The 14,490-nt window shown below is 75.0% G+C and carries 13 protein-coding genes and 1 pseudogene; 6 read left to right on the top strand and 8 right to left on the bottom strand.

Annotation, left to right across the window (positions count from 1 at the left end; genetic code table 11):
* Positions 1–11: 11 nt before the first annotated feature.
* Positions 12–539, bottom strand: a pseudogene (locus IEX99_RS19385) (YeeE/YedE thiosulfate transporter family protein); the annotation flags it as partial.
* Positions 540–751: 212 nt separating this feature from the next.
* Here IEX99_RS19385 and IEX99_RS19380 point away from each other — a divergent pair.
* Together IEX99_RS19380 and IEX99_RS19375 are read left to right on the top strand one after the other, a co-directional pair.
* Complete coding sequence (locus IEX99_RS19380) at positions 752–1,036, top strand: hypothetical protein (protein ID WP_188903364.1); 285 nt, start codon at positions 752–754, stop codon at positions 1,034–1,036.
* Between the two features lie 174 nt (positions 1,037–1,210).
* Complete coding sequence (locus IEX99_RS19375) at positions 1,211–1,693, top strand: YbhB/YbcL family Raf kinase inhibitor-like protein (protein ID WP_229678156.1); 483 nt, start codon at positions 1,211–1,213, stop codon at positions 1,691–1,693.
* A 22-nt stretch (positions 1,694–1,715) separates the two neighbouring features.
* Here IEX99_RS19375 and IEX99_RS19370 read toward each other — a convergent pair whose 3' ends face one another.
* Positions 1,716–3,050, bottom strand: a complete 1,335-nt coding sequence (locus tag IEX99_RS19370; protein WP_188903362.1) for a hemolysin family protein — start codon at positions 3,048–3,050, stop codon at positions 1,716–1,718.
* Between the two features lie 634 nt (positions 3,051–3,684).
* Here IEX99_RS19370 and IEX99_RS19365 point away from each other — a divergent pair.
* Positions 3,685–4,086, top strand: coding sequence for a hypothetical protein (locus IEX99_RS19365; protein WP_188903360.1), 402 nt, complete (start codon positions 3,685–3,687; stop codon positions 4,084–4,086).
* Positions 4,087–4,174: 88 nt separating this feature from the next.
* Here IEX99_RS19365 and moaB read toward each other — a convergent pair whose 3' ends face one another.
* The 3 genes from moaB to IEX99_RS19350 all read right to left on the bottom strand — a co-directional run bounded on the left by moaB (position 4,175) and on the right by IEX99_RS19350 (position 7,833).
* The gene (moaB, locus tag IEX99_RS19360) at positions 4,175–4,714 is read right to left on the bottom strand and encodes a molybdenum cofactor biosynthesis protein B (RefSeq protein ID WP_188903358.1); all 540 of its coding nucleotides are present in this window, start codon (positions 4,712–4,714) and stop codon (positions 4,175–4,177) included.
* A gap of 219 nt (positions 4,715–4,933) precedes the next feature.
* A complete protein-coding gene (locus IEX99_RS19355) occupies positions 4,934–6,736 on the bottom strand; it encodes a lytic transglycosylase domain-containing protein (protein WP_229678155.1) in 1,803 nt (600 codons plus the stop codon).
* 224 nt (positions 6,737–6,960) lie between these two features.
* Positions 6,961–7,833 carry a uracil-DNA glycosylase gene (locus IEX99_RS19350; RefSeq protein ID WP_188903354.1) on the bottom strand — a complete coding sequence of 291 codons (873 nt, stop codon included), beginning with the start codon at positions 7,831–7,833 and terminating at the stop codon, positions 6,961–6,963.
* 122 nt (positions 7,834–7,955) lie between these two features.
* On the opposite strand from IEX99_RS19350, the gene IEX99_RS19345 reads away from it, so the two are divergent.
* Positions 7,956–9,671 carry an electron transfer flavoprotein-ubiquinone oxidoreductase gene (locus tag IEX99_RS19345; protein ID WP_188903352.1) on the top strand — a complete coding sequence of 572 codons (1,716 nt, stop codon included), beginning with the start codon at positions 7,956–7,958 and terminating at the stop codon, positions 9,669–9,671.
* Positions 9,672–9,693: 22 nt separating this feature from the next.
* On the opposite strand, the gene IEX99_RS19340 is transcribed toward IEX99_RS19345, so the two are convergent.
* The 3 genes from IEX99_RS19340 to IEX99_RS19330 form a co-directional block, all read right to left on the bottom strand.
* Positions 9,694–10,587 carry a hypothetical protein gene (locus IEX99_RS19340; RefSeq protein WP_229678154.1) on the bottom strand — a complete coding sequence of 298 codons (894 nt, stop codon included), beginning with the start codon at positions 10,585–10,587 and terminating at the stop codon, positions 9,694–9,696.
* A gap of 31 nt (positions 10,588–10,618) precedes the next feature.
* Positions 10,619–12,085: an N-6 DNA methylase gene (locus tag IEX99_RS19335; protein ID WP_229678153.1), complete on the bottom strand. Its 1,467-nt coding sequence runs from the start codon at positions 12,083–12,085 to the stop codon at positions 10,619–10,621.
* A gap of 374 nt (positions 12,086–12,459) precedes the next feature.
* On the bottom strand, positions 12,460–13,197 hold the full coding sequence (locus IEX99_RS19330; protein ID WP_188903350.1) for an MgtC/SapB family protein: 738 nt from the start codon (positions 13,195–13,197) through the stop codon (positions 12,460–12,462).
* Between the two features lie 567 nt (positions 13,198–13,764).
* Between IEX99_RS19330 and IEX99_RS19325 the strand changes: the two genes are divergently transcribed.
* Positions 13,765–14,082: a hypothetical protein gene (locus IEX99_RS19325; RefSeq protein ID WP_188903348.1), complete on the top strand. Its 318-nt coding sequence runs from the start codon at positions 13,765–13,767 to the stop codon at positions 14,080–14,082.
* A 69-nt stretch (positions 14,083–14,151) separates the two neighbouring features.
* Entirely contained in the window at positions 14,152–14,442 is a 291-nt protein-coding gene (locus tag IEX99_RS19320; RefSeq protein ID WP_188903346.1) for an AtpZ/AtpI family protein, read from the top strand.
* The last annotated feature ends 48 nt before the right edge of the window (positions 14,443–14,490 follow it).

Here is a 14,490-nt window from a genome sequence, read left to right as displayed (position 1 = left end):
CGTCTCCTCCCTCAGCGCACCGGACGGAGCAGCATCGCCGTGGCGATGCCGCCGGCGAACATGGCGGCGACGGCGATGAAGGAGCCGATCGCGAGCTGCGCCATGCCGGACAGGCCGTGGCCGGTGGTGCAGCCGTCGGCGATGCGCGCGCCGAGCAGCATCACGAAGCCGCCGACGAAGGCCATGCCGAAGCGCCCGCCGGGGCCGAGCCCGGTCGCGCGCCGCCAGACCGGCGCGATGCCCCGCCGCCGCGTCCCGGAGAGCGAGGCGGAGAGCAGCGCGCCGAGCGCGATGCCGACGACCAGCGCGACCTGCCACCAGTTCTTGGCGCCATCGAGATGCGCCGCGGCGTAGCGGATGGCGCGGATGCCGGGATCGAACACCTCGGCCGCCGCGGCCGCGACCGTGACGTAGGAGGAGGAGGTGCCGAGCGCCGTGCCGAGGAGGAGGAAGGCAGGGATCTGCAGCAGCCCGATCGCCGCCCCCGCCAGGTAGGGCGACCAGGCCTTGTCGGTGAGGCGCGCCATGCTCGTGATCTCCCTTCGCCCGGCCGGGGGATCGGTCTCCCGGCCGGCGCGCGGATGATCGAAGCCGGCCCGCGGCCCGCATTGATGCCGGTCAAGGGGCCCCCGCGGCCCGCACCATAGCCTGCGGGTCGGGCAGCGAGGGCGTGCGCGGCCCCCTCCGGAGCGGACGCCGCCCCGGCCAGCCGCGCCAGGCGGCGGCGCCTGCCGCCGCGGAGGGAGAGGGGATGCGCCAGACCGAACTGCATCGGCCCGACGGGGGCCGCCTCCGCATCGTCACCGACGATCGCGGCACCGACGTCCTCGACGCCGAGGGCCGGGCGATCGCCACTTACGGCTCCGACCGGCACGAGGAAATGATCGCCCGTTACGAGGAGGCCGGCTGGCGCGTCGCCGAGGACCGCGCGGTGCGCCCGGAGATCCTCGCCCGCACGCCACCGCCGCCGGCCGCGGACGCCGACTCGGTGCGGGGTCCGCAGGACCTCGCGCAGCCCGACACCGAGGACGCCTGATCGGGCCTGCGGCCCCCTCCCCCGGCGCCGCCGCGCCGCGCGCCGTTCAACGGTGCGCGAGACGCCGGCCGGAGGCGGCCCTCGCCCGGCGCTTGACGCAGATCAGGCGCGCCGCGGCCCGCGCTCCCTAGCGTTGCCGCCGTGCCGCGCGGCGCGGCGTGGGAGGACCGCAGGATGACGATGACGCTGTCGAGCCCCGCCTTTCCCAATGGCGGAACCATTCCCAGGACCTACACCTGCGACGGGCGCAACGTCTCGCCGCCCCTTGCCTGGTCGGGCGTGCCGCGGGAGGCGGGCGCCCTGCTCGTGCTGTGCGAGGATCCGGACGCGCCGCGGAGCGTGTTCCGCCACTGGGTCGCCTTCGACCTCCCGCCTTCCCTGATCGGGCTGCCGGAGGGGGCGGGCTCGCCGGAAGGGGAGCGGCCGTTCCGCCAGGCGGTGAACGACTTCCGCCGCGTCGGCTACGGCGGGCCGTGTCCGCCGCGCGGCGATCCGCCCCACCGCTACCGCTTCCGCCTGCTCGCGCTGCGCCGGCCGCTCGGGGCCGACGTCACGGCGCCGGCGCCGACCTGCGCGGAGGTGATCGCGGCGGCGCATCCGCACGTGATCGCCGGCGCCGAGCTGGTCGGCCGCTATGGCCGGAGCGCCGGCGGCTGAGGCGGCGCGCCGTCGCCGCGGCTCACGCCCGGGCGGGTCCGCTGCCCGCCCGGTGCGGCGCGGCGGGCGCCAGCACCGCCCCGGCCGGGGCGACGAGCACCTTGTCGATGCGGCGGCCGTCCATGTCGACGACCTCGAAGCGCCAGCCCTGGGCGACCGCCGCGTCGCCCACCTGCGGCAGACGGCCAAGCGCGCCCAGCACGAAGCCGGCCACCGTGTGGTATGGCCGCTCCTCCGGCAGCCGGAGGCCGAACCGCTCGGCCATCTCGTCGGCCGGCATCCAGCCCGCGAGCAGCCAGGAGCCGTCCTCGCGCCGGACGGCCTTCGGCTCCTCCTCGCCGAGGTCGGCGCGGAAGGCGCCGACGATCGCCTCGGTGAGGTCGGTCGGCGTGACCACGCCCTCGAAGTTCCCATACTCGTCGTGCACCAGCGCCATCGGCACCGCGGCCTCGCGCAGGGTCGCCAGCACGTCGAGCGCGTCGGCCGTGTCCGGCACCGCTGGGGCCTGCTGGGCGAGCGCCCGCAGGTCCGGCTGCTCCCCGCGCAGCAGCGCGGCGAGCAGGTCGCGCGACCGGATCACGCCCAGGAGCGCGTCGGCCGAGCCGTCGCCGACCGGCAGGCGCGAGTGCGGGGAGCGCAGCGCGACCTCGCGGGCGGCCTCCACGCCCGCCGTGGCGTCGATCCAGTGCACCTCGCCGCGCGGGGTCATCACGGCGCGCACCGACCGCTCGCCGAGACGCAGCACGCCCGCGATCATGCGCCGCTCGACCGCCTCGATGGCGCCGGACCGCTCCGCCTCGGCGACGAGCTGGCGCACGTCCTCCTCGGTGACGCGCTCCTCCGGCTCCTCGGCGCTGTGGCCGAACAGGCGGAAGATCAGGTCGCCCGAGGCGTCGAGCAGCCAGGCGGCGGGCGTGGCGACGCGCGAGACCACCGTCATGACCGGGGCGACGAGGCAGGCGACGCGCTCGGCGTTGCGCAATGCCAGACGCTTCGGCACGAGCTCGCCGACCACGATCGAGAGGTAGGTGACGGCGAGCACCACCAGCCCGAAGCCGAGGAGGTCGGCGAGGCCGCGCGGCAGGCCTAGCCCGGCCAGGATGGCGGCGAGGTATCCCCCGAGGGCGGCGCCCGAGAAGGCGCCGGCAAGGATGCCGACCAGGGTGATCCCGATCTGCACGGTGGAGAGGAAGCGGGCCGGGTCGTCGGTCAGCGCCAGCGCCGCGCGCGCGCCGGGCCGGCCCTCCTCGGCCAGAGCGCGCAGCCGCGGCCGGCGGGCCGCGACGAGCGCCAGCTCCGAAAGGGCGAAGAGGCCGTTCAGCAGGATGAGGACGAGGACGATCGCGAGCTCGAGCATGGGCTTCCCCGGCGGCGACCGTCGCGGACGCGCCGCGCCTGCCGCCCGCTGCCATCGGCCCCAGCCTAGCGCGGATGGCGGCGCGGGCCGACCGCCCGGCGCCGACCGCCGGCGCCCGTCTGCCGGCGCCCCGCCCGCCGCGAGGGCCGGCCGCCGGGCGGGCTTCGGGCCGCGATGCCGCGCGGCGCGGCGTCTGGCGACGCCGTTCCCGCGCCGGTCGGTCCCGACCCGCCCCCGTGCGCGGCCGCGGCGGACTGCCGGACGCAGGCGGTGGCGGTCCAGGCCGGGACGATGCGACGCTGCGCCGGGCCCGCCTGCGCCAGGGCGCGCAGGCAGAACAGCGCGTCCGCCGCCGCGCGCATGTCGGTCGCCCGCGGCCGCCCGCCCGGCTTCGCAGGCAAGATCAGCCGCTCCAGCCCGGGCCACTCCGCATCCGTCAGGCCGCTCGGATGCTGGTCCGATGCCCGTCGGTGCCGACCACGATCCGCCCCCATCCACATCGCGCCGCCTCCACCCAGGGCGGCACAAACGGGATCGCCCGTCCCGATCCGCAGCAACCCGTTTTGGGTCAGGCTCTTAGCTTCGCCTTCACCATTGCCCGGCAGTCTCCGGCGCGGTGGGAGGAAACGCCGCCATGACGACGACCGCCGACACGCCACTCGCCGACCGCGCGCGCGAGGCGCGGCAGGCGCTCGCGCGCCACCTGTCGGAGCTGAGGCGCATCCACCTCGCGCTGGCGGAGGACACCCGGGCGCTGAAGGCCTTCACGGTCGAGGGCCAGGCGCTGATCGAGATCGAATTGGCGAGCGAGATGCTGGAGCAGTACCTCGTCGCCAACGGCGCGTTCCTCGAGAACATGCGCGGCCGGTTCGAGGCGCGGCTCACCCTGCTGCGCCGTGGCGAGCCCTCCTTCGCGCCCGCGCGCGCAGCGGCGGCAACGGTGCCGCCGTCGCCGGCAGGGCATGGCGCCTACTGGCTCGCCTTCTCGCGGCTCTGCGCCGTGCTGCGCCGCGCCGCGCGGGCGGCGGAGGCGTAACGCCGGCGCGCCCGGCGCCCCCACCGCCGGGGAGCGAGGCGCGGCTGGCGCGGGGGAGCCGCGGGAGGCGATCGCGGCGTGACGCGCCTCAGCCCGGCTTCAGGTGCTCCCGCAGCCGCGGCATCAGCTCCACCAGGTTGCAGGGCCGGTGCCGGGAATCGAGCTGGAAGACGAGGATGTCGTCCCAGGCGTCCTTGCACGCGCCCGTCGAGCCCGGCAGGGCGAACAGGTAGGTGCCGCCGGCGACGCCGCCGAGCGCGCGCGACTGCATCGTGCTGGTGCCGATCTTGCGATAGCTCAGCATCCGGAACAGCTCGCCGAAGCCCTCGATCTCCTTGTCCAGCACGCGCCGGAAGGCCTCGGGCGTGACGTCGCGGCCGGTGACGCCGGTGCCGCCGGTGGCGATGCCGCAGTCCACCTCGGGGTCGGCGATCCAGCGGCGCAGCACCGCCTCGATGGCGTCCGCCTCGTCCCGGACGATCTCCCGCGCGACGCAGCGGTGGCCGGCGGCCTCGATGCGCTCCTGCAGGGTCTGGCCGGAGCGGTCCGTGCTCATGTCGCGCGTGTCGCTCACCGTGAGGACGGCGATGTTCACGGGGAGGAAGGGGAGGCTCTCGTCGATCGGCATGCGCGTGGCGTCTCCCGCGCGGCGCCGGGCGGGACGGCCGGACCCGGCGGCGCTCGGAGGAAGATCTAAGGCCGCGGCGGCACGCGCGCCATCCCGCACCCGGCGCCGCGAGGCCGGGGCGGACCCGCCCATCTTCCTCGCCGGGACCAGCCCGACCGCGGCCGGGCTGCCGGGCCGACGCGCAGGCAGCGGAGGGCGCGCGGCGCCGCCCGCGTCCCCTCACCGCTCCGCCGCGACCCGGCGCGGGCTCTGCCGGAGCATCGCCTCGACCTCTTCCGGCCCCGCGAAGCGGGGGAACTGCCCCGCGGCCAGCGCATCGAGGCTCGGCGCCGGCAGGCCGAGGCGCGAGGCGTAGATCCAGGAATGCGCCAGCACCCGCCGGACATAGACCCGCGTCTCCGGAACCGGCAGGGACTCGATGAACAGGAACGGGTCGTCGCGGTGCCCGTTCGACGGCAGCCAGCGCGATAGGTTGCCGGGCCCGGCGTTGTAGGCGGCAAGCAGGCGGATCAGGTCGTCCCCCACCGTCTCGTGCCGCGCGAGGTAGAGCAGGTAGCGCTGGCCGAGCTCCAGGCTGAGCCCGGGGTCGTGCAGCCGCTGCGCGCCGTTCCCGTTGCGCAGACTGGGATCGCGGGCGACGTAGCTCGCGGTCGCCGGCATGATCTGCATCAGCCCGCGCGCCCCGGCAGGCGAGACGGCGCGCGGGTTGAAGTTCGATTCCTGGCGCGCGATGGCGTAGAGCAGCGCGGGATCGATGCGGAACCCGTCCGGCGGGTCGAGACGCGGCAGCGGGAAGCGCGCGAAGTCGCGCGGCCTGCCGTCGGCGCTCTGCGCCAGGGCGGCGAGCTGCGCGCCGAGATGCGTCATTCCCGCCTGCGCGGCGGCGAGCAGCATGGCGCGCGCGAGCGGCGGGTTGTCCTCGGCGAGCGGCCAGAGCTGGCGCAGCTCGGCCTCCGCCCGCGCCGTCTGGCCGATCTGCAGCAGCGCGAGCGCGCGCCAGCCGCCGGCGGTCTCGGCCAGCGCCTCGCCCTCCGCCTCGCCGGCCAGGTCGCTCTCCCAGGCGAGGCCGGGGGCGAGGCCGAGGGCGCGCCGCGCGACCAGGCCGTAGAAGGTGCGCGGCTCCTGCGCCGCGCGCGTCATCCAGGGGACGTAGAGCTGCGGCTTCCGCGCCCGGACCGCGGCGCGCGCCGCCCAGAAGGCGGCGGCCGAGCGCAGCGCCGCGGTCGCGTCCTCCGCGCGCGCGGCGGTCTCGAAATAGGGCAGCGCCAACTCGTGGCGGCCCATCCCCCAGGCGGCGAGGCCGGCGACGAAGCCCGGCTCGCCGGCGGCGGCCCGCGCGGCGGCGCGGCGCCGCGCCGCCTCGGAGGCGAGGCGGAAGGCCGCCTCGTCGCGGCCCTGCTGGAACAGGGTCAGCGCGATGTCGGCCTTGAGCAGCGCGGCGTAGGCCGGGGTCATGCCGCGCGCGCGGGCGATCTGCGCGAGCGCGCGCTGCTCCTCCCCGGCGCGCGCCAGCTCGCGCACGGTGCGGTCGAGCGCGGGGTTGCGGCGCACCGCGCGGGCGGCCATCGGCGGGCGCTCCTCCGGCACCACCACCTCGGCGTCGGCATCGAGCGCGCCCTCGACCGGGCGCGGAACCGGGGGCAGGGCGGCGCCGCGCGGCAGGCGCCGGGCGAGCAGGGCGTGGATCGCCGGCGCGTCCGGGTGGTCGCCATGGGCGGCAAGCCAGGCGCGCAGCGCGGCAGGCGCGGCGGCCTCGGGCGCGCGCAGGAAACGGTCGGCGAGCACGTGGCCGATCAGGCGGCGGTCCTCGAGCAGCTCCGCCTCGCGCGCCGCGGCCTCCATCGCGCCGGCGGCCTGGAGATCGAAGATCCGCCGCAGGCGCGCCGCCTGGGACGGGGCGAGCGGCCGCGGCAGCCCGATCGCGTGCGTCCCGCCGGCGGCCGCGCCGGGAGTCGCGGGGCGGCCGAGGCTAAGACTGAGCTCGGTTGCCGTCGGCGTGGCGGTCTGGGGGCCGGCCCGCACGGGCTGTGCGCCGGCGGGCTGCGATCCGAGCCCCAGGGCACACAGGAGTGCGCCCCAGAGGGCGCGGCGGGCCATGGGGCAGATCGCTCGCATGGCGACCCCGCCGTTAGCGGCGGACTAACGCCCCTGGCAACCCCGAAACGTGCGGCGCTGTCCCGTTTTTAATACGTTTCACGGCGAATCAAAGGCTTGGCAGCCGTTCTGCGATCACAAATCCGGCATCGTTACAATCGGCCCTCGGCTTCGAGGGTCCGGCGCAGCAGCAGGAGGTCGGCCCAGGCCTCGCGCTTGGCCGCCGGGTTGCGCAGCAGATAGGCAGGATGCAGCGTCGCCAGCGCCGGCACCGGCCGGTCCAGCCCCTCCACCGGCACCGCGTGCCAGCGCCCGCGCAGGCGGGTGATCCCCTCGCGCGAGCGGAGCAGCGCCTTCGCCGCCACGCCGCCCAGCAGCACGAGGTGGTGCGGGCGGACGAGCGCGATGTGGCGCAGCACGAAGGGCAGGAACAGCGTGATCTCGCCGTCGGTCGGCGTGCGGTTCCCCGGCGGGCGCCAGGGCAGGATGTTGGTGATGTAGACGTTGCGCCGCCGGTCGAGCCCGATGCTCGCGAGCATCCGGTCGAGCAGCCGGCCGGACTGGCCGACGAAGGGCTTGCCCAGCCGGTCCTCCTCGGCGCCCGGGGCCTCGCCGATGAACATCAGCCCGCTGTCCGGCACGCCGTCGGCGAAGACCAGGTTGGTCGCGGTCTCGCGCAGCGGCGAATCGGCGAAGTTCGCGATCGCCGCGCGCAGTTCCTCCAGGCTCCGCGCGGCGGCGGCGGCCTCGGCGGCGCGGGTCGCGGCGGGCGGCGGGGCGCGGGGGACGGCGGCGGCGCCCGGCGGCGCGGCAGCGAGCACGCCGGGCGGCGCGGCGGCGAGCACGCCGGGCGGCACGCCGAGCGCCCGCGGCCCGGCGGTCCGCGCCGGGCGCGCCCGTGCCCCCTCAGGGTCGGGCGCCGTGGCGGCGCGGTCCGCCGGCGCCTCCACCAGCGCCTCGTCCGCACCCCATTCGAGCTGCAGCCGCAGCGCGGCGAGCAGCGCCGCGCGGTCCTCGCCGTCCATGCCGGCGATATCGGCGCGCGGGCGAGCCCGGCGCAAGGGGCGGTGCGGGGCGCCCCGGGGTTCCGCGCCGCACGGACCGAGGCTAAACGGAACGCAACACCGCGAGCGAGGGGACGGCAGGCATGGCCGAGGCGGACGCGACCGAACAGCGCGAGTCCATGGAGTTCGACGTGCTGATCGTGGGCGGCGGCCCGGCGGGTCTCTCCGCCGCGATCCGCCTCAAGCAGCTCGCGCCGGACGCCGCGGTCTGCCTGGTCGAGAAGGGCAGCGAGATCGGCGCCCACATCCTCTCCGGCGCGGTGCTGGAGCCGCGCGCGCTCGACGAGCTGCTCCCCGACTGGCGCGAGGACCCGCCGGCCCTGGCGACGCCGGCCCGCGAGGACCGGTTCATGTTCCTCACCGCGAGGCGGGCCTTCCGCCTGCCGACGCCGCCGCCGATGAACAACCACGGCAACTACATCGTCTCGCTCGGCAATGTCTGCCGCTGGCTCGGCGCCAAGGCGGAGGCGCTCGGCGTCGAGATCTACCCGGGCTTCGCCGCCTCCGAGACGATCGTCGAGGACGGCGCGGTGAAGGGCGTCGTCGCCGGGGTGATGGGGATCCGCAAGGACGGCACCAGGGGCCCGAACTACCAGCCGGGCATGGAGCTGCGCGCCCGCTACACCCTGTTCGCCGAGGGCTGCCGCGGCTCGCTCTCCGGCAAGCTGATGGAGCGCTACAACCTGCGCGAGGGCGTGGCGCCGCAGACCTACGGCCTCGGCATCAAGGAGCTGTGGGAGATCCCGAAGGAGAAGCACCGGCCCGGCCTGGTCTGGCATTCCGTCGGCTGGCCGCTCTCCGGCGACACCTATGGCGGCTCCTGGCTCTACATGCTGGGCGAGAACCTGGTCTCGATCGGCTTCGTCGTCGGGCTCGACTATCGGAACCCCTGGCTCTCGCCCTTCGAGGAGTTCCAGCGCTTCAAGACGCATCCCGAGGTGCGGAAGGTGCTGGAGGGCGGCAAGCGCATCGCCTACGGCGCGCGGGCGCTGAACGAGGGCGGCTTCCAGGCGATCCCGAAGCTCGTCTTCCCCGGCGGGGCGCTGATCGGCGACTGCGCCGGCTTCCTCAACGTGCCCAAGATCAAGGGCACGCACACCAGCATGAAGTCCGGGATGGTCGCGGCGGAGGCGGTGGCGGAGGCGCTGAAGGCCGGGGCGCCGCCCGCGGTGCTCGACGCCTATCCCGAGAGGCTCAGGGCGAGCTGGGTGTGGTCGGAGCTGCGCGCGGTGCGCAACATCCGCCCGGCCTTCGCCAAGTTCGGCCTGTGGGGCGCGATGGCCTGGTCGGCGGTGGACGCCTACGTGCTGCGCGGCGGCGCGCCCTGGACCTGGCGCCACCACGCCGACCACGAGACGCTGCGCGACGCCTCCCGGGCGAAGCGCATCGTGTACCCGAAGCCGGACGGCGTGCTCACCTTCGACCGGCTGTCCTCGGTCTATCTCTCCAACACCAACCACGAGGAGGACCAGCCCTCGCACCTGGTGCTCAGGGACCCGTCGCGCTGGAAGCCGGTGAACTGGGACCGCTACCGCAGCCCGGAGAGCCGCTACTGCCCGGCCGCGGTGTACGAGGCGGTCGGCCCCGAGGCGGAGCGCGAGCTGAAGGGCACGCCGGATGCGCAGGCCGACCAGGTGCCCGGCGCCGCGGCCGAGGCGGGGAACGGCGGCGTGCGGCTGGTGATCAACGCGCAGAACTGCGTGCACTGCAAGACCTGCGACATCAAGGACCCGACGCAGAACATCGAGTGGCGCACGCCGGAGGGCGGCGGGGGGCCGAACTACATCGGCGGGATGTAGCGGAGGCGGCGGCGCTCCGTCGTCAGCCGAGGTCGCTGGAGAGCCGGATCTCGATTCCGGGCCTCTCCGCGATCCAGGCGCTCAGCCTTGGGTCCCTCAGGCAGGGGGAATCCGGCGACCAGCCGGGACGGGCGGTCCTGGCCTTCAGGTCGGGCGCACCGAATACGAAGCGTTCATCGTAGCGACGATACAGGGTTTCGAAGAACCGCTCGATGCGGAGCGGGCTATCGGGCGTGGGGAATTCCGGCGAGATCGCGCCGGCCCGTGCCCCGGCTTCTACCGCCAAGAGCGAGACGGCCTCATAGCGGCTGACATCGTCGCGGATTCCGCGTCGCCCGGTGATCTCGCACAGCGCATTGTGGAACCGTACGAGGGAGGCCACAGGGCCGCCGTCGGCCTGGAACGCCACGTCGTTCGCCGCCATCCGCCGCGCGCCGCTCGCCACTTCCGCAGCCGCGCTTTCGTCGCGGCGATTCGCGCGGACCACGAAGAGGAACCCGAAGACCAGCGCGGGGTAGGTGATGTGCAGGTTGGTGCACTCGCCGATCAGCTCCTCCATCCGATTGGTGAGGTTCCGCAGCGCACCGGTCATGCCCTTGCAGGAGACCGCCAGCGCGGGACCAATGGTTGGCCGCGCGATCACCACATCCACGTTCTTCGTCTTCAGGCCACCGAGGACGGTCCGCTCCTCGCCAGTCGCTTGCGTCTCGTCGTAGTGGAGCAGCAGTTCGCGCCTGCCGCGCTCGACGCGGAAGGGCGGCCGCGGGGCAATGTCGTCGGGGAGGAAGCCGCCTTCCAGCACCAGGCGGGAGGCGACGTACCAATGCAAGGGCTTGATGTGCTGCTGGCTCCGGGTCGGTCCGTCACAGGTCGCGAAATGCCGCAGGGCTTCGGCGCGGGAGATCCAGGCGCACACCCTCCCCTCGGCGTCGCCCGCTCGCTCCCGATCAGTCGTCATAGTGCCGCCAGGCGCGCATGGTCCTGACCGCCTCCTCGATCACCTCGGCATCCAGGCTCGCCGCCTGGTGGGGGTCAGGCACGATCACGCGCGCCGCCTCGCCGGGCTCGAGCTTGAGCATTCCGCCGCCGAGCGGATGGCCCTCGATCTCGCAGCTGAGCCTTACGAGCGGTTGGTCCCAAAGGGCCAGCAATCCCGCGGCGGTCATGCCGTTCTTCAGGCGGACGCTGTGCACCGCGTTCGTGCAGGTGCAGCGCGCCAGATTGGCGACCAGGTTCGGCTGGACGCCGGACATGTAGCTGAGGAACAGGTCTGGAACCTGCACATCGGGAACGCTGAACCAGGGATCCCGCGTCCGGCACTTGTACGCCTCGCGGGCCCGGCGGCCTGCTTCGCTTTCGAGGTAGCGATGCACGGCGGCAGGCAGGTCGCGGGTCTTCGGGAGACGGAGCAGCAGGATCGGCTCGTCCGCGGCGCGCCATCGGTCCACGGTGTCCTCATCAAGAGCGTCCGCGGGGAGAGCCCGTGCGGTCCGCACCGACGGGAGCAGGAATTCCGCGGGGATTCGCCACCGCTCGGCGTCGGACGGGCGAAGGTGGAAGAATGCGTTGTCGCCCGTGACGTAGCCGATGCCGACCGCGGCAATGTCGCCCAGGCGGCGCGCCCACGAGGCGGCGCTGGCCCTGCGGTAGAGCGCGCGGGCGGCGTCCGCGAGCACGAAGGGGCGGAGCCTCCGCTGCCAGATGCCGCGCCACTCGTCCACAGGCACGCGGACGAATTGCCGCGGCGGGGTGGACATGGGGCGGAATCGCGGCAAGGCGGTAAAGCGGATCTCCGATGTGCTGCCGCCGAAGCCATCGGCGTACAGGAGCCAGCAATCCTCGCTGAGATCGGGAAAGAGCTTCTCGCGGAAGGCGACGATCTGCACGCGGTCGAATCGCCGGACCAGGTACTCAATGAGCGGAGCGCTGTAGGGCGCATGGCCGATTTCAGCCGGCACCACAAAGGCGAGGCGACCACCCGGCTTCAGCAGCCCGGCCGTGGCGACCAGGAATGGGGCCCAGGAGGAGCTCAGACCAGAGAATGTAGCGCCCAGGCGGGCGCAGAGCGCCAAGGCGCCGGATCGGACGGAGCCCTTGAAACGCTGGTAGCGGATGAACGGAGGATTGCCGGCGGCGCAGTCGAACCGGTCCGCGGTCCGCGCCGCCCAACTGAAGAAGTCCTCGTGATGGACCACGGCGCCCGGAGCGCTTGCCAGCGCCGCCTGAACGGTTGCTGCATGCGGCTCGACCCCGACGCTGTTGCCGTGCTGCGCGAGGAACCGGCCATCTCCACAGGACGGATCGAGGAGCCGGTCGCCAGGCGACCGCACCGCCCAGCGGATCAACGTCTCCACGACGGCCGGCGGGGTGAAGTACGCGCCGGCCTCCTTCGCGTCCGTTCGGACAAGCGGCACGGAGCGCGCTTGTGCTCCCGCGGAGACACTTGGCAGGCGGGATGTGGACAATGGCACGGGGTCCGTCGGAGAGCGGCTGCAGTCCTGGGCCCGCATGGCCATGTCGGAGTCCCGCGAATCGGCCGAATGATGGCGCATCGCCTGGAAGGCTGCCCGGCGTCCGCCGGCAACTCAAGTTCGGATGCGCAGCCGCGCGGAGACCGCGGGCAGCGGCCTTTCCGGACGGTTTTCGCGTCCCGCCCCTATGGTGCCCGGAGCCGAGGCGCGGCTGGTGGCGCCTGGCCACCCTCCTGGTCTGCCCGCCTCGACGCAATCAGCCACGCCAATTGCACGCGCCAATTGCACAAGAGGCGCCGCTCGTTGCCCAGGATCGTTCAGTCCGTCGCCGTCTCCGCCTCCGCCCGCCAGCGCACCGCGGTCACCCCGGGATCGAGGCCGAGGCGCCCGACGACGCGCTCCAGCGCCGCATCGGCGCGCGCCGGCGCGGCGAGGCCGGCCTGGACCTCGACGCTGTTGGTGTCGCGGATCACAGCGCTCTCGAGCCGCGTCAGGCGGAGGGCGGGGGCGGCGGAGGCGGCGACGTCCTGCACCAGGGCCGCGCGCACCCGCGCCGCCTCGGCCGCGCGGCAGACGATGGAGACGGCGTAGCGCTGCTCCGCCTCCGCCGCCTCGTCCCGCCGCGAGGCGGCCGGCGCGATGCGCCGCTTCAGCGCCCGCACCAGCGGACGGAGCAGCAGGTGCACCGCGAGCACGAGGGCGGCGAGCAGCGAGGCGTGCAGCAGCGCGCCGAAGCCCGCGAGCATGCCGACGCCCGCCGCGCACCACAGCGTCGCCGCGGTGTTCAGCCCCTTCACGTCGGCGCCCTCCCGGAAGATCACGCCGGCGCCGAGGAAGCCGATGCCGGAGACGATCTGCGCCGCGACGCGGGTCGGGCTCACCTCCCCCGGCACGAGCTGCGAGGAGACGACGAAGCCGGCCGCGCCGAGCGCGACGAGGGCGTTGGTGCGCAGCCCCGCGAGGCGCTGGCGCCATTGCCGCTCGACGCCGATCGCGGCGCCGAGCCCGGCCGCCGCCAGCAGGTTCACCGCGCTCTCGCCAAGGCCGATCGCCATCGCGCCCTCCCAGCCCGGGGCGGAACGATGCGGCCCGCCTCCCCGGCCGCACAACGGGGCACAACGGGGGCGTGGCGGCATTCGGGTGGGCGGGCACCGCCGGACCCGCGGCATCATCACGGTCCGGGCGTTGACGCCGCGGCCGGAAGCGCCTTCCCCGCCCCCGTGCCCTTCCGCCTCTTCGAACGCCGGATGGAGCCGGTGGCGCGGCCGGGGGGCGCACGCCTCGCGCCTGCCCGGCGCGCCGGTGCCGGCCGGGCCGCCGCCGCGTTCGCTGCCCGGCTCCTGCCGGCACTTCGCGCGTGAGGCGCGCGGGCTGTTCGCGGCGCTGTTCGTCGCCGGCCTCGCGGTCGCGCCGCCCGCCCTGGTCATCGCGGTCTTCAACGGCCGGGTCGTCGCTTCTTCGGCCCGGAAGGCGGGACATCGCCGTGATGACCCAGGGATCGCGCCGCGATCGGGGGCGCGATCCAGAACACGGTTCTGCTGCACCGCGCGATCCCCGAACGTCCGCTGCAGCGGCGGTGGATCGCGATTGCGCGCTGGCTGCGCGAGGACGCCCCGATCCCGGTGCTGGACGCGGCGACCAGCGCGCTCGATTCGGGGGTGGAGGCGGCGATCCAGGAGCACCGCGCGGACCTCATGGCCGGCAAGACGGTGATCGCGATCGTGCACCGCCTCTCCCCCGTCGCGCGCATGGACCGCCCGGCGGTGCCGGAGGAGGGCCGCATCGCCAGGCGGGGCACGCACGCGGGGCTCCTCGCCCGCGGCGGCGCCCACGCGCGCCCGTGGGAGCGGCAGTGGGGCGGCTTCGCGGCCGCCCCGGCGCGCGGCGCGGAAGGCGATGGCGCGCGGCGCGATGCGCGCCCGAAGCCCGCATCGCCTTGACACCCCGGGGGCGAGGCCGTAGGAGCCGCACGCCTTCCGGCCCGGGGGACCGGCGGGAGGAGCACGCGCGTGGCAGACCGGGACGACTTCGATCGGCGCCTGCAGGAAGCCCGGGCCCGTCAGGGCCTGGACGCCGCCCCGAAGGAGCGCGGCGGGCTTCCCGGCGGCGCCTGGGGGATCGGCTTCCGGGTCGGGGTCGAGCTGGTCTCGGCCCTGGTGGTGGGACTCGCGATCGGCTGGGCGCTCGATCGCTGGCTCGGCACCGGCCCGTGGCTCCTCCTGCTGTTCGTCGTGCTGGGGGCGGCCGCCGGGGTGCTGAACGTCTATCGCGTCTTCATGCCCCGCCGCGGCCCGCGCTGAACACGGGAATTCCGCGCCGGGACCCGCGCCCGGCCGCCTTCGCACGGG

This window comes from Caldovatus sediminis (assembly GCF_014644455.1).
GTDB classification, from domain to species: domain Bacteria; phylum Pseudomonadota; class Alphaproteobacteria; order Acetobacterales; family Acetobacteraceae; genus Caldovatus; species Caldovatus sediminis.
This window is presented reverse-complemented; position numbering and strand designations above follow the sequence as displayed.

What these genes read in the sequence shown, in the direction of transcription:
- moaB (WP_188903358.1), bottom strand. Translation starts at nt 4,714, where the DNA reads ATGCCGATCGACGAGAGCCTCCCCTTCCTCCCCGTGAACATCGCCGTC.
- IEX99_RS19365 (WP_188903360.1), top strand. Translation starts at nt 3,685, where the DNA reads ATGACGACGACCGCCGACACGCCACTCGCCGACCGCGCGCGCGAGGCG.
- IEX99_RS19370 (WP_188903362.1), bottom strand. Translation starts at nt 3,050, where the DNA reads ATGCTCGAGCTCGCGATCGTCCTCGTCCTCATCCTGCTGAACGGCCTC.
- IEX99_RS19345 (WP_188903352.1), top strand. Translation starts at nt 7,956, where the DNA reads ATGGCCGAGGCGGACGCGACCGAACAGCGCGAGTCCATGGAGTTCGAC.
- IEX99_RS19350 (WP_188903354.1), bottom strand. Translation starts at nt 7,833, where the DNA reads ATGGACGGCGAGGACCGCGCGGCGCTGCTCGCCGCGCTGCGGCTGCAG.
- IEX99_RS19380 (WP_188903364.1), top strand. Translation starts at nt 752, where the DNA reads ATGCGCCAGACCGAACTGCATCGGCCCGACGGGGGCCGCCTCCGCATC.
- IEX99_RS19330 (WP_188903350.1), bottom strand. Translation starts at nt 13,197, where the DNA reads ATGGCGATCGGCCTTGGCGAGAGCGCGGTGAACCTGCTGGCGGCGGCC.
- IEX99_RS19375 (WP_229678156.1), top strand. Translation starts at nt 1,211, where the DNA reads ATGACGATGACGCTGTCGAGCCCCGCCTTTCCCAATGGCGGAACCATT.